Annotated in this window: 17 protein-coding genes; 5 read left to right on the top strand and 12 right to left on the bottom strand. The window is 39.1% G+C overall.

Annotated elements, in window-relative coordinates:
- Positions 1-49: 49 nt before the first annotated feature.
- Both UN64_RS07920 and UN64_RS07925 read right to left on the bottom strand, forming a co-directional pair.
- Complete coding sequence (locus UN64_RS07920; RefSeq protein WP_077361478.1) at positions 50-262, bottom strand: acetyl-CoA carboxylase biotin carboxyl carrier protein subunit; 213 nt, start codon at positions 260-262, stop codon at positions 50-52.
- 20 nt (positions 263-282) lie between these two features.
- Positions 283-1,626 (bottom strand): acetyl-CoA carboxylase biotin carboxylase subunit, encoded by a 1,344-nt coding sequence (locus UN64_RS07925; RefSeq protein WP_077361480.1) that lies wholly within the window; start codon positions 1,624-1,626, stop codon positions 283-285.
- A gap of 166 nt (positions 1,627-1,792) precedes the next feature.
- Here UN64_RS07925 and UN64_RS07930 point away from each other — a divergent pair, with 166 nt between their 5' ends.
- Positions 1,793-2,272 (top strand): N-acetyltransferase, encoded by a 480-nt coding sequence (locus UN64_RS07930; RefSeq protein ID WP_077361482.1) that lies wholly within the window; start codon positions 1,793-1,795, stop codon positions 2,270-2,272.
- A 32-nt stretch (positions 2,273-2,304) separates the two neighbouring features.
- Here UN64_RS07930 and UN64_RS21355 read toward each other — a convergent pair whose 3' ends face one another.
- The 4 genes from UN64_RS21355 to UN64_RS07950 all read right to left on the bottom strand — a co-directional run bounded on the left by UN64_RS21355 (position 2,305) and on the right by UN64_RS07950 (position 4,815).
- Positions 2,305-2,874 (bottom strand): RsfA family transcriptional regulator, encoded by a 570-nt coding sequence (locus UN64_RS21355; protein ID WP_077361484.1) that lies wholly within the window; start codon positions 2,872-2,874, stop codon positions 2,305-2,307.
- Between the two features lie 351 nt (positions 2,875-3,225).
- Positions 3,226-3,996: an enoyl-CoA hydratase/isomerase family protein gene (locus UN64_RS07940; RefSeq protein WP_077361486.1), complete on the bottom strand. Its 771-nt coding sequence runs from the start codon at positions 3,994-3,996 to the stop codon at positions 3,226-3,228.
- A gap of 75 nt (positions 3,997-4,071) precedes the next feature.
- Positions 4,072-4,245: a 50S ribosomal protein L32 gene (gene rpmF / locus UN64_RS07945; protein WP_066240492.1), complete on the bottom strand. Its 174-nt coding sequence runs from the start codon at positions 4,243-4,245 to the stop codon at positions 4,072-4,074.
- Positions 4,246-4,296: 51 nt separating this feature from the next.
- Entirely contained in the window at positions 4,297-4,815 is a 519-nt protein-coding gene (locus UN64_RS07950) for a YceD family protein (protein ID WP_077361488.1), read from the bottom strand.
- A 152-nt stretch (positions 4,816-4,967) separates the two neighbouring features.
- Between UN64_RS07950 and UN64_RS07955 the strand changes: the two genes are divergently transcribed.
- Positions 4,968-6,173, top strand: a complete 1,206-nt coding sequence (locus tag UN64_RS07955) for a nucleotidyltransferase (RefSeq protein ID WP_077361490.1) — start codon at positions 4,968-4,970, stop codon at positions 6,171-6,173.
- A 148-nt stretch (positions 6,174-6,321) separates the two neighbouring features.
- Here UN64_RS07955 and UN64_RS07960 read toward each other — a convergent pair whose 3' ends face one another.
- Positions 6,322-7,365 (bottom strand): SepM family pheromone-processing serine protease, encoded by a 1,044-nt coding sequence (locus UN64_RS07960; RefSeq protein ID WP_077361492.1) that lies wholly within the window; start codon positions 7,363-7,365, stop codon positions 6,322-6,324.
- On the bottom strand, positions 7,352-8,149 hold the full coding sequence (locus tag UN64_RS07965; protein WP_077361494.1) for a patatin-like phospholipase family protein: 798 nt from the start codon (positions 8,147-8,149) through the stop codon (positions 7,352-7,354). The genes UN64_RS07960 and UN64_RS07965 overlap by 14 nt, the downstream gene beginning before the upstream one ends.
- A gap of 127 nt (positions 8,150-8,276) precedes the next feature.
- Between UN64_RS07965 and ylbJ the strand changes: the two genes are divergently transcribed.
- Positions 8,277-9,494 carry a sporulation integral membrane protein YlbJ gene (ylbJ, locus tag UN64_RS07970; protein ID WP_077361496.1) on the top strand — a complete coding sequence of 406 codons (1,218 nt, stop codon included), beginning with the start codon at positions 8,277-8,279 and terminating at the stop codon, positions 9,492-9,494.
- Here ylbJ and coaD read toward each other — a convergent pair.
- Positions 9,491-9,979 carry a pantetheine-phosphate adenylyltransferase gene (coaD, locus tag UN64_RS07975; protein WP_077361498.1) on the bottom strand — a complete coding sequence of 163 codons (489 nt, stop codon included), beginning with the start codon at positions 9,977-9,979 and terminating at the stop codon, positions 9,491-9,493. The genes ylbJ and coaD overlap by 4 nt on opposite strands.
- Before the next feature lie 20 nt (positions 9,980-9,999).
- Positions 10,000-10,554, bottom strand: coding sequence for a 16S rRNA (guanine(966)-N(2))-methyltransferase RsmD (gene rsmD / locus UN64_RS07980; protein ID WP_077361500.1), 555 nt, complete (start codon positions 10,552-10,554; stop codon positions 10,000-10,002).
- A gap of 343 nt (positions 10,555-10,897) precedes the next feature.
- Here rsmD and UN64_RS07985 point away from each other — a divergent pair, with 343 nt between their 5' ends.
- Positions 10,898-11,275, top strand: coding sequence for a DUF7147 family protein (locus UN64_RS07985; protein ID WP_077361502.1), 378 nt, complete (start codon positions 10,898-10,900; stop codon positions 11,273-11,275).
- A 41-nt stretch (positions 11,276-11,316) separates the two neighbouring features.
- Here UN64_RS07985 and UN64_RS07990 read toward each other — a convergent pair whose 3' ends face one another.
- A complete protein-coding gene (locus tag UN64_RS07990) occupies positions 11,317-11,592 on the bottom strand; it encodes a YlbG family protein (protein WP_066289093.1) in 276 nt (91 codons plus the stop codon).
- Positions 11,593-11,703: 111 nt separating this feature from the next.
- On the opposite strand from UN64_RS07990, the gene UN64_RS07995 reads away from it, so the two are divergent.
- Positions 11,704-12,027, top strand: coding sequence for a hypothetical protein (locus UN64_RS07995; protein WP_077361504.1), 324 nt, complete (start codon positions 11,704-11,706; stop codon positions 12,025-12,027).
- A gap of 4 nt (positions 12,028-12,031) precedes the next feature.
- Here the strand turns inward: UN64_RS07995 and UN64_RS08000 are convergent, their stop codons facing one another.
- Entirely contained in the window at positions 12,032-12,466 is a 435-nt protein-coding gene (locus tag UN64_RS08000) for a YlbF/YmcA family competence regulator (protein ID WP_077361506.1), read from the bottom strand.
- Positions 12,467-12,533 lie beyond the last annotated feature (67 nt).

Consider the following 12,533-nt stretch of genomic DNA (forward strand, 5'->3'; position numbering starts at 1 on the left):
GTACCTCCTTCAAGAGAGTGAGCGCTCGCTCAGAATGTAGGCATAACTTTTATTTTAACGTAACGAGTACGTCTCCCTCATTTACAAAATCTCCAGATGCAAACTTGATGCTTTCTACTGTTCCTGCATCTGCAGCATCAACCGGAATCTCCATTTTCATAGATTCCAAAATAATAACAGTTTGTCCCGCTGTAATTTCTTCGCCTACACTAACTAATACTTGCCATACTGTTCCTGCCATAGATGCTGTAATTTCTTTCATGTTTCTCTCTCCTTTTTTGTTTACGGTTTACTTACTGATCTTTTGCTAAGGAAATCTGTTGTGTAGTTCCCTTTTCTGAATCCATCTTCTTCTAAAAGCTGCTGAAAAAGGGGTATGTTTGTTTTAAGCCCTTTAATCTGAATGCTGTCAAAGAAATGCTTTGCACTTTTTAGACATTCAGCACGATTGGAATCGCTTACAATAATCTTCGCGATCATTGGATCATAAAAAGGTGTAACTTGGTTTCCGCTTTCATACCCTGTATCAATTCTCACGTTTTCCATCTCTGGCCATACCAATTCTTCAATATTACCTGGCGCTGGGAAGAAGGTAACTGGATCTTCAGCATACAGTCTGAATTCCATCGCATGCCCTTTGCTCACGATTTCATTTTGAGCAAGCGGCAAAGCTTCACCTTGTGCGATCTGAATCTGCCATCTGACTAAATCAAGCCCAGTAATACATTCTGTCACGGGATGCTCAACTTGAAGACGTGTATTCATTTCAAGGAAGTAGAAATCTCCGTTCTCACTTACAACAAACTCAACTGTTCCTGCATTCACATAATTAACAGCTTTTGCTGCTTCAACCGCAGCTTCTGTAATTTTCGAGCGCAGACTTTCAGTTAAAAAAGGTGAAGGAGATTCTTCTACCACTTTCTGATTTCGGCGCTGGATGCTGCAGTCGCGTTCAAAGAGGTGAACGATATTTCCATGTGTATCACCCATCACCTGAACTTCGATATGTCTTGCGTTTTCAATGCATTTCTCAATAAACATTCTTCCCGAGCCAAAATAGTTCTTTGCCCGCTGTTGCGAGGAAACGAAATGCTTATGAAGATCTTCTTTGTTTTCACATTTTACCATCCCGATTCCGCCACCCCCGCTGCTTGCTTTAAGCATTACAGGATAACCGATCTGTTCAGCTAGTTTCACGCCTTCTTCGACATCCTCGATCGGTTCGATAGTACCCGGAACGATAGGAACGCGTGCTTGCTGCATCGTTTTGCGTGCCATGATTTTGTCACCCATCCACTCGATCGTTTGAGGTGAGGGGCCAATAAATTTAATACCTGCTTCTTCTATTTTTTTAGCAAACTCGTCATTTTCAGATAGAAGGCCATACCCAGGGTGTACAGCATCCACTTTTAGCTCGATAGCGGCTTTTAAAATGGCATCACTTTGCAAATAAGATTTGGCAACCGGTGACTCCCCAATATGTATTGCCTCATCAGCAGCCTTTACAAAAGGGAGGTCTTTGTCTGCATCAGAATAAACGGCAACTGTTTCAATATTCATTTCTTTACACGTTTGAATAATTCGTAGTGCAATTTCTCCACGGTTAGCGATTAAGATTTTTTTCATGTTAATCCTCCTTCCTGTTGTCAACATTACCTTTTTCGACAAAAAGGCTTTTTTTCCTTTTTTGAAAGCGCAAACTAAACGAATATTTTATTTTTAAAGAATTTTTAGCCTAATTAGTATATACTATAAGTATAGAGAAAAGTACAGAATGACTGGGGGAGAGAAGATGTTTCAATATGAAGTTAAGAAATTATTAGTTAACTATAAAACATTGGAAGAGTTTAAACAGTTCAAAGAATATGGTGTACAAGAACTGTCAATGCTCGAGGACCTTCAAGAAAATATGATCGAAAACGACAGCGAGTCCCCTTTCTATGGAATTTATTACGGTGATAAGTTAGTCGCACGAATGAGTTTATATCAGATTGAAGCGGCATATGATCAATATTTTGATCCACCTCAAGATTATTTGGAGCTCTGGAAACTGGAAGTGCTTCCGCATTACCAGACAAAAGGACTTGGAAGAGCACTTGTGGAGTTTGCCAAAACGTTTAATTTGCCTATCAAAACCAACGGAAGACAGCAATCAGGCAGCTTTTGGGAGAAGATGGGATTTGAGGCAGTAACATATAATCAAGACCGTGACCGCGGACAAAACCCTTATGTATGGTATCCATCTGGAGTAAGTGAACAGAGACTTGCATAAAATGCAAAAAAGATGGCATATGCCATCTTTTTTTAATTTCTAACAGGTACTTCCGTCATTTTTCTTGCTCTTTCCATGAGCTGCAGTATTTCTTTATAATCACGGCAAACAGATTCATAATCTTTATTAATCTTATCCAGTTTATTTTTTAGTGAGCCGTTTTCTTTTTTCATATGCTGCAGTCTTGAAAGCAGGGCTTTGTTTTCTGCTTCTAAATTTTTTGCGGATGGCCCTTCTGATTGAAGCTGCTGTAAAAATAAAATGATTTCATTCAGTGAGAGACTATTCTCTCCTTCATTTCTGCTGTAGACATCTGTATTGAAAGAAAATGAATTATCACCGGATTGTGAAACTAGCTGTTTACCTTTTCTCTTGTTGCGTTCTTTGCGAACCTTTTTCGCTTCTGCAATCGCCTTTTCATATTGTTTACGTATTAGTGAGTTCCATCTAAAACCGCAGGCGGCAGGAGTTCTTGATAATTTCTCTCCCACTTCCTCAAACGCAACAAGCTGTGTACTGCCTTCACGTATGTGCCTTAGTGTAACTTCTGCAAGAATCGCATCTTCGTCTTTTGTCCAGGCATCCTGGCGCAAATTGGTCATTATGATCCCCCCATTTTAGTGGTTTGTAATATGAATATGCTAGTGCTAGAAAAGATAGACTTTTTATTCTACTAAAATAGGGGGAAGTTTATTTTTAAAGGCTGTTTTCTTAACCTATTTTGCTGCTAGATGATGTTGATTTCCGCTCCAGGATGCTCGCTTCCCGCGGGGCGTGCGGTGAGCCCCCTAGGCTATTCAAGCCTGTCGTGGTCTCACCTGTCCCGCTAATCCCGCAGGACAAGGAAGGCTTCGACAGCGTTACATCGCACGAAGAAAATATGATTTTCATTTTCGAGGAGTCTCACACCTTTCGCTCCAATCAATTATTCAAAGATGTTTATTCACAATCTTTTAGATTTTAGCCTTCTTTAAGAAAGCCTCTACTCTTCTATGATGTTCATCAGAAGCCCAGAGCTTTGCACATCTTCTTATTTCATGCTGCACATTTTGCTTAATTTTCTGCTGGTCAAGCCTACTTAGCTGCAGGGTTTTATATGAAGTGATGACACTAAGAGGCTGAGCCGTGTATCTCTTTAAATAACGTTCTGTTTCCTTTTTACTGCTTCCTTTAATTACATATTGTAAGAATCCGAGGTCCATTCCCTGTTTAGCTGTAACTGGAGAGGAACTATAGAGAAGATCCATTGCTTCCGGCTGACCAATTCTTTCTAAGAGATAACTGCCTCCACCCCAGCCAGTTGTAATTCCAAGTTTGCCCTGTATAAAACCAACTTTTGATTCAGCCCGCGCTAGTCTGATATCACAAGCAGCAGCAATCTCACAGCCTCCGCCAACAGCTGACCCATTTATTAGAGCTGCTGTTGGTTTCGGAAAGAAAAAGATTTTATCCAGTACATCTCCCATTTTAGAGAGCATCCCAAATGCTTCTTCTTCTGTTTTTAATGAGTGAAAAGCACTTAGATCCCCGCCGGAACAAAAAGCTTTTGATCCTGCTCCCGTAATAATCAGTACTTTTACATCATCATCCATTTTTGCTGTATTCAAAAGTGCTGATAGTTTTTCCATCACTTCAAAATTAATTGCATTTCTTACGGAAGGCCGGTTTATCGTTATCCATCCTATATTATTTGCTTTATGCCAAAGTACAGTCTGCTCACTCATTTTTACACCTCCAAAAGAAAGCGCTTCTTTTTATGTATATGAAAAAACAGGAAGCATAAGGCTTCCTGTTTTTCATTACTTGCTAACTACTTCTTTTCCTTTGTAAGATCCACACTCACGACAAACACGGTGAGATAACTTGTATTCTCCGCACTGTGGACACTTTACCATACCAGGCATGGAAAGCTTATAGTGTGTACGACGCTTCGCTTGGCGAGTTTGTGATGTTCTGCGAAAAGGTACTGCCATTTTGTATCCACCTCCTTAAAGGTCTTGAAAGAATCATTATAACCTATTCTTTCATTCATTGTCTTTGTCAAAAAAATTAGCCAGACCAGCCAATCTCGGGTCAACCCGGTTTTGACGGTCTTCATCCGTTATCCTTTGCCATCCTTTTCCCTCTTTGGGAGCAGGACCATCTGTGACATCTCCAGCCGTTATTTTCAGCGGCTTTTCAAGCAGAATATGCTCTTCGATGACAGGGAGAAGATCAACGTAATGTCCTTCGACTTTATGAAGGCTTTCTTCATCTTCAAATTCCGTGTAATTCGGGTCGAAAATGAAAATTTCCGTCGTTTTTACCGAAAATGGAAATTCCACATCCACCAATGTGCTTGCACAAGGAAGCACCATTTTTCCTTTTATGGTCAAATAAAAAGTGGCTTTTTGTTGAGTAACATCTGCATGTCCTTCTACGTAAACAGGATCAATGCTTCTGATCTCCGGGTCTTTTTCCATCACACCGCTCGCATCAACATTTTGTTCAAACGTTAACGGTTTACGGTAAAAATTCTTTAATTCCTGTAGTGACCATTTCATGTCTTTATCACCTCAAGGCAACAGTAGTAATTATATCGGTCAAAATATAAAATGTCAATATTATATCTTTACAGTGATGCTTTTGATTTTAAACTGTTTTTAGTACAATGTAAACGTAAAAGATTCAAGGTCTGTTAAAGGGAGTGGAAATATTGAGAGCTACCGGTGTTGTTGTAGAATATAACCCTTTTCACAATGGTCATTATTATCATTTGCAGGAATCCAGGAATATAACACAAGCTGACTGTATTATCGCGGTTATGAGCGGAAATTTTCTTCAGCGCGGGGAACCTGCTCTTCTTTCTAAATGGAAAAGAACGAAAATGGCTCTTTTAGGAGGCGCTGATCTTGTGATTGAGCTTCCTTATGCTTATGCCACAAGCCACGCACCACGGTTTGCTTTCGGAAGCATCTTTTTGCTTCAGGCTGCAGGTGCTGATTCCTTCTGTTTTGGGAGTGAATCTGGCAATGTCTCGGTTTTTCATGAAACGCTTGATTTAGCAAATTCTCAAGACCAAGATTACCAAGCAAATGTAAGCGAATATATGTCACAAGGCTTTTCCTATCCTTCAGCTGCTGCCAAAGCTTATGGACAGCTTAATATACCACTGACCCTTGACCTCAGCAAGCCAAATAATATATTAGGGTATGAATACATACGTGCAAGCCGGGAACTAGGTTCAGCCATAAAGCCGTTTACTATAAAACGAAAAAATGCGGATTATCATGATGTTGTTCTAGGAAAAGGAGACATCGCAAGTGCAACTGCTATCCGGGAAGCTGTATTCTCTCATGATATTGAAAAGGCCGCTAGCTATATGCCTGCTTTCACCTTTGACTTAGTTAAAGAAGAAAAACAGAATAAGGGTGCTTTGATGAACTGGGAACGTTTTTACCCGTTGCTTCGTTATCAACTATTATCTTCAAGTCCTTGTGAATTAAACAGGTTTTATGAAGTGGAAGAAGGATTAGAAAATAGAATGATCGAGGCAATGAAGGAATCTGAAAGCTTTCAATCGTTCATGACCCGGTTGAAAACAAAGCGATATACATGGACAAGACTGCAGCGAGCATGTCTTCATGTGCTGAATAAGATTCAGAAAGATGATATGCATCGTATATTGGATGCCCCTCCTGCATACCTGCGAATCTTAGGGATGACAGAAACAGGACGGGAATATCTCGGTTCAGTGAAAAAATCTTTAGAACTGCCTTTGGTGACGACGGTCTCGAAACATGATTTTGAAGGTTTAAAGATGGAGGCGAAAACTTCCCTTGTATATGCTCAAGGAGCATCATTAAACAGGCTAGATGCCGAGAAGGAAGAGTATAATACTCCGCCGGTGATGGTGAAGTAATATCGCTCATAAATTTCTTATGGCGTTCGTTTAGCTAGGATAAATCCTGCTAAACGAGCTACTTATTCTTTTATACGATTAAAAAACCCCAATAACAATAAAAAAGGATGCAGTTCCCATCAAATCGAACCCTGCATCCTTTTTTTAATTAAAGCTTCTCCAAATACTCCAAAGCATCATCTAAAGTCTTTACTGGCACGATCTTCATCTTCGAACCGATGTCCTTTTGCGCTTTAACAGCATCACGATAGTTGTTGGCTTCAACAGGCGCAAAGAATATTTCTGCTCCGGCATCGTCAGCAGCTACTATCTTCTGCTGAATCCCTCCAATTGGACCTACGTTTCTCTGAAGGTCCATCGTGCCTGTTCCAGCAATTTTTTTGCCATGAGTTAAATCTTCTTTTGTAAGCTGATCTAAGATTTCAAGAGTAAACATAAGACCAGCAGACGGTCCTCCGATCTGAGAAGTGTCAATTTTAACTATAGGATTCGTTACGATTGATACATCTGCTACAGGTGAAGTGATTCCAAGTCCTGCTTTTGGACCCTCATCTTGCACATACTTTTTTGGAAACTCTTCAATGTTTAAAGCGACTCTCATCTTTTTGTCACCGCGTAAAATAGTCAGGTCTACTTTGTCCCCTGCTTTTTTCGGACTTAACACTTCTAAAAGTTTTTTAGTTTCCATAACAGGTTTATGGTCAACTGCTACTATCTTATCTCCAACTTTTAATTTTTCTTCTGCTGGCATCCCAGACATGATTCCAGTCACATACACACCATGATATTCTATGTCGACTTTCTTTCCTGCTTCTTGATAAGCAACAATGGTTGCAGCATGCTGAGAATCTTCCATCATTTGCAGCTGTCTCTGGTTATATTCCTCATCTGTTTCATCTTCGCTTCTGATTTGATCTGCAGGTATTACTTCTCGGTAATCGCTGAATTTTGCCCATATGTACTGTGGTATATTTGCTGTTCCGACCGATACGGTTGTAAGCATAAAGACCCCTTCATCTTCATCACCATCTTCTACATGGATGATCGGATCCAGCTCCCTTGCATCTCCAGGAGAAGTAATGTAGTAAGGAAGAGGATAAAAAGCGATGAATGCAAATGCGATTAAAAACAAGATTACAAACTTATTTTGCGAGAAAAAATTTTTCTTCTTCTCTTCTCTATTGATGGTCATTCGATGACTCCTTCCACGTCTTAATCTTTTCTAATATTTTCGGAACCTGCTTTCTGCCAGCTTCCTCTCCTATAGCAATAATGTCATTAACATCTTTAAACGCCGTGGAGCTGAATTGCTCTACCATTGGACGTATCATAATATCGGCAGATACTTCATGCCACCTGACCATTTCGCGCTGCATGATATCTATGCTTTGGATAATCACATCGAAAATAGATGATACCTCATGCTCAGCTTTAAAATGAGATATATCCACCGCAATAACCAAATCTGCTCCCATCTCTCGAACAACAGATACGGGCACACGGTCAATTACCCCGCCATCCACTAACAGCTTTCCATTTATCTTTTCAGGAACCATAATTCCAGGAATAGATATGCTCGCTCTTACAGCGTCAGCTATAGGACCTGTTCTGAATACTATTTTTTCACCATGCAGCAAGTCTGTTGCTACGATCGCCAAAGGAATTTCCGTTTGTTCGATATGTTTTTGCTTTGTAAGAAGGTTTATTAATTCTTTAATTTTTTTGCCTGTAATGAAGCCCATTTTAGGAACCGTGTAGTCCATATAATATTTCCGCTTAAAAAGATTTGCCATTTTATATAGGTTTTCGTCACTTTGTCCTATGCAAACCATTGCACCGACAAGTGCTCCCATACTGCTTCCAGCTACCATATCAATTGGAATTCTAGCTTCTCTTAACGCTTTTACCACTCCAAGATGCGCAAAGCCTCTGGCACCGCCAGATCCTAGAGCAAGTCCGATTTTGGGTTCAGTCATCCTTTGCTCCTCCTTTGGAAGCATCGTCTTTTTTTAACATATGGTCTAAAGAGATTCGCTATACGTATAAATAAGGATGAGGACAAGTAAGCATTGCGTAATATTTGGTGAGAGGAGTACCTCCCTTATGAATAAAGCACATTTAAAATCATTAATACTGGCTGTATCAGCAATCATTATTGCCTTCTCCATTATTATATACCCAAAAGATACCTATATGGCATCCGTGACCGGACTTAAAATGTGGTGGGATGTTGTCTTTCCTTCTCTAATGCCTTTTTTTATTTTATCAGAAGTCTTGATGGGTTTTGGTGTCGTACATCTTATTGGTGTCTTATTTGAACCTCTCATGCGGCCTCTCTTTCGAGTACCTGGTTCTGGAGGATTCGTCTGGGCGATGGGGATCTCATCAGGCTTTCCTGCAGGCGCGAAATTAACAGCCCGACTATGGCATCAAAAACAAATTACTACCTTAGAAGCAGAACGTCTCGTTTCTTTTACTAACTGTTCAAACCCTCTTTTTATGTTCAGTGCAATCGCTGTTGGCTTTTTCCATAATGCTGCTCTTGGCATTGTTCTTGCCGTCAGTCATTATTTAGGCAATTTCATAGTTGGCTTGATCATGAGATTTCATGGCTGGAAAAAAGACGAAAGAACCCAAACTGATACTTATCGCGGGAAAGGAATCAAAAATGCTTTTAAACACATGCATGAGGCAAGGTTGGCTGATAACCGCCCTATAGGTCAGCTACTAGGAGATGCGGTTCAGCAATCCACTAAAACCCTTTTAATGATAGGCGGTTTTATCATTCTGTTTTCGGTATTAAGCCGCATGATGGATCTTCTGCATGTTGCAGATCTTTTATCAAAGCTCATGAGCTATATCTTCCTTCTGTTTTCACTATCGGAAACATTAAGTCTTCCATTAATAAAAGGAATTTTTGAAATTACCCTTGGCAGCAATTTAACAAGCCTTGCTCAGTCCTCTATTTTACAGCAGGCTGCGATTACAAGTTTCATCCTGGCATTTAGCGGTTTTTCTGTACAGGCACAAGTTGCCAGTATTCTTGCAGATACGGATATAAAGTTTAAACCTTTCTTTATTGCGAGAATCATGCATGGATTTTTGTCTGCCATTATTTGTGTTTTAGTATTCCCTTATTTGTACCACGTTAAAAGCGGAGCTGCTCCAGCATTTGCCTTCATTACAGATAAAAGTGTTGATTTTGGAAATTACGGTATGACAATTCTGGCACATAGCCACTATGTTACTCTCGGGTTTTTATTGCTTTCCATATTTATTTGGCATCGAAACCATATGAAGAAAAACAGCCTCCGTTACTAACGGGGGCTGTTATATTTTTCTTTAAGAGCTTCTTCTACAACTTCTGGAACTAAATCGGATACATTAGCATGATATTTTGCTGCTTCTTTTACAATACTTGAACTTAAGAAGGAATATTGGTTGTTGGTCATCATGAAGAATGTTTCGACCTCATCGTCCAATTTTTTATTGATAGATGCTATTTTCATTTCATATTCAAAATCCGAAACGGCTCTTAGTCCTCTTAAGATGACATTCGCACCAATACTTTTAACATAATCGATCAAAAGGCCATTGAAAGAATCTACTTTAACATTAGGAAACTTTTGTGTAACTTCATTTAATAAAGCGATTCTTTCATCTACTGTAAACAAAGGATCTTTGCTCTGGTTGTTGGCTACTACTACAATTACCTCATCGAATACTTTTGCTCCGCGTTTAATAATGTCCAGATGACCTCTTGTAACAGGATCAAAGCTTCCAGGACACACTGCAGTCGTTGGCATAATCTTCACCTCATATTTTCTTAAATGCGTCTATAAATAGAAATCGTCGTCGTTTTCCCGTAGGTTTCCTGTCTTATACAATGAAAGCTGCCAACCTGCTCAGGCAGTGAAACGTCTAATCCATGTTCCGTTACAATGCTTCCATCATCTGCAAGCAGTTCAAGCTTATCAATTTCTTCTATATCTTTCATTAGCATCTGTTTTGCATATGGAGGGTCGAGAAATATCATGTTAAATTGAACTTCTCTTTTATGAAGCGCTTTCAACGCACGTTTTGCATCATTTCTAAATACTTCAGTTTTTTCTTCATAGTTGCATTGTTTAATATTTTCTTTAATAGTATGTATAGCTTTTTGGTCTTTATCAATGAATATGAAATGATTCATACCGCGGCTCAATGCTTCAAGTCCAAGACCTCCGCTTCCGCCATAAAGATCAAGACCTGTTCCCCCCTCAAAAAAAGGACCGATCATGTTAAAAATGGATTCCTTAATCTTATCTGTAGTCGGTCTCGTATTTGTTCCTGGTACAGCCTTAAGTGGTCTTCCTTTGCATTCTCCTGCTATTACTCTCACGTTTTTTCACCTGATTCTTTTTATCCTTTTTTCCATTACCTATCCTATCACAAGTAAACACGTAATCAAACAATCAAATCTTTTACTAATAAGTATAGAGCAAAATAAAAGAGGTCATACTACATATAACAACATCACGAACGATGTTGTTGCCAACCGCGGAGAAGACTTACTCCCCATAAGTTCTTCATCCGGTTTCTCCTCTCCCATCGCCTTTGAACAGAAGTGATTTTGTTTTAAAGGCAACCTGCAGCAGATGCTGCAGGTTTTTTTTCATGCATAAATCCCTTTATAACGGCTTTTTGTTATGCTACATTGAGGAAGGAGAAAGGAGCAATCTAATATGATTCAACGATTTATTGAGCTTGGCGAAGGGTATTCTGATTTATATGAGCTTTTTGAAATTATGGAAACAAATCAAAATAGAGTTTCACAGCTTTTGTGTTTGAGGGTAAAAAAAGAAGACAAAGAATATGCATCAGTTGCAGCAGTTCTTAATCCTGCATCAGAGGGCAAATTTCAGCCTTTATACATATGCCGTGAAGGAATTCCTATACCTTCGAAACGCTACAGCCTGTTTGAAGCAAAAGCGGCTGAAATCAATAAGGAGATTATATCTTTTGACGTTAAACCATCAACAGATTTTGCTGAAACCGAGCTCTATTTCCATTATCTGACCGGCATCTTGAGGCTTAACTATTTAATCCCGCCTTTAACGTAAAGAAAACAGGCAGCAGCTATTCAGCTTTGCTTGCCTGTTTTTTAAATACCCATTTTATAATCATATTCTTTGGCTTTATCAGCAATTTTACTTTCATACTCAGTTTTGATTTCCTGTTTGTGCGATTTTTTAACTTCTTTTACGAAGTGCAGTGATTCAAGCTTAGCTGCAATCTCATCTGCCTTATTTCCATCACAATATAAAACAGCATATTTAAGTCTTCTGGAAACGTAATGAACATTTCCGTAGCGCCGCAGCTGCTTAGAGAATTTTAATGAATGGAGAAAGACAGAAAGTCCACGACGGTTACCAATCATAACATAAGCCCCTTTATAAAAATTTCATACCTTCTTTAATTACACACACATTAGTAAAACAGAGATAATATATTTTACCCTAATACTTCTTGAATAAGGATGTGATGATGTATGGACTTAAATATCATATGGGAAGATTTTTTAAATCGTACCAAACCAGACCCTGAAGTTATCAATATTGAAAAAAAAATTATGGCAGGCATCCCTTTTGTATATGTATCAGTTGTTCCAAACACATCACTTGAAGCCGCAACAGATATTTTGAAAAAACATGCAGTAAAATCAATGAAAGGAAAACGTCTGACCCTGGAACTGAATTTTGTAAGATCAGAAGAAAATCTATATATTTTCCGCATGCGTTTCCTGGTTCCGCAGGAAAAAATGTTCTGTTGCGGCAACTTATGTTTTGATTGTATCAGACTAAGGAATCCTTAAAAACCTATGCACACCCGCAAGATCCCCCAGATCCACAGCCTCCGCTGCAAGAACTCTCATCAAAAAACGGATTGCCTGTCGGTACTTTAATCTGCTCCGAAACACTGTGGGCGATTATTCTGCTGCACTCAATAAGAAGCTTTTCAAGCTCTTTTTCAGCCTTCTTAAAGTTTGCTATGTTCTCATGAAAATCAAGTTCCCTTTTAAGCGTACGCACTTGTGCAGAAACTGTATGAAAGTCAGGATGATATTTGCCAAACCTTTGTACTTCTTCATATTTCTCTTTCATATCTGCAAAGCGTGATATCATCTCCTGAGCTTGTTTATCTTGTTCCAAAATATATTTGGATTTTTTATATTCTGATGCAACGCTGGAACTCGAAACCATTTCGGCTAATGTTAAAGACTCTTCCAGCAATACAACTTGATCTAAACTCATACAACACACCTCCCTTTAGGTATGAGGTTTCTTTTACATTATAGCGGATAATGATTCTAGTTAAAAG

Source organism: Fictibacillus arsenicus (assembly GCF_001999465.1).
Taxonomy (GTDB): domain Bacteria; phylum Bacillota; class Bacilli; order Bacillales; family Fictibacillaceae; genus Fictibacillus; species Fictibacillus arsenicus.

Coding starts and splice junctions, on each gene's coding strand:
- UN64_RS07920 (WP_077361478.1), bottom strand. CDS start 262: ATGAAAGAAATTACAGCATCTATGGCAGGAACAGTATGGCAAGTATTA.
- rpmF (WP_066240492.1), bottom strand. CDS start 4,245: ATGGCAGTACCTTTTCGCAGAACATCACAAACTCGCCAAGCGAAGCGT.
- UN64_RS07925 (WP_077361480.1), bottom strand. CDS start 1,626: ATGAAAAAAATCTTAATCGCTAACCGTGGAGAAATTGCACTACGAATT.
- UN64_RS07930 (WP_077361482.1), top strand. CDS start 1,793: ATGTTTCAATATGAAGTTAAGAAATTATTAGTTAACTATAAAACATTG.
- ylbJ (WP_077361496.1), top strand. CDS start 8,277: ATGAATAAAGCACATTTAAAATCATTAATACTGGCTGTATCAGCAATC.
- UN64_RS07995 (WP_077361504.1), top strand. CDS start 11,704: ATGGACTTAAATATCATATGGGAAGATTTTTTAAATCGTACCAAACCA.
- UN64_RS07940 (WP_077361486.1), bottom strand. CDS start 3,996: ATGAGTGAGCAGACTGTACTTTGGCATAAAGCAAATAATATAGGATGG.
- UN64_RS07960 (WP_077361492.1), bottom strand. CDS start 7,365: ATGACCATCAATAGAGAAGAGAAGAAGAAAAATTTTTTCTCGCAAAAT.
- UN64_RS07985 (WP_077361502.1), top strand. CDS start 10,898: ATGATTCAACGATTTATTGAGCTTGGCGAAGGGTATTCTGATTTATAT.
- UN64_RS08000 (WP_077361506.1), bottom strand. CDS start 12,466: ATGAGTTTAGATCAAGTTGTATTGCTGGAAGAGTCTTTAACATTAGCC.
- coaD (WP_077361498.1), bottom strand. CDS start 9,979: ATGCCAACGACTGCAGTGTGTCCTGGAAGCTTTGATCCTGTTACAAGA.
- UN64_RS21355 (WP_077361484.1), bottom strand. CDS start 2,874: ATGACCAATTTGCGCCAGGATGCCTGGACAAAAGACGAAGATGCGATT.
- UN64_RS07965 (WP_077361494.1), bottom strand. CDS start 8,149: ATGACTGAACCCAAAATCGGACTTGCTCTAGGATCTGGCGGTGCCAGA.
- UN64_RS07990 (WP_066289093.1), bottom strand. CDS start 11,592: ATGATTGGTAACCGTCGTGGACTTTCTGTCTTTCTCCATTCATTAAAA.
- UN64_RS07950 (WP_077361488.1), bottom strand. CDS start 4,815: ATGAAATGGTCACTACAGGAATTAAAGAATTTTTACCGTAAACCGTTA.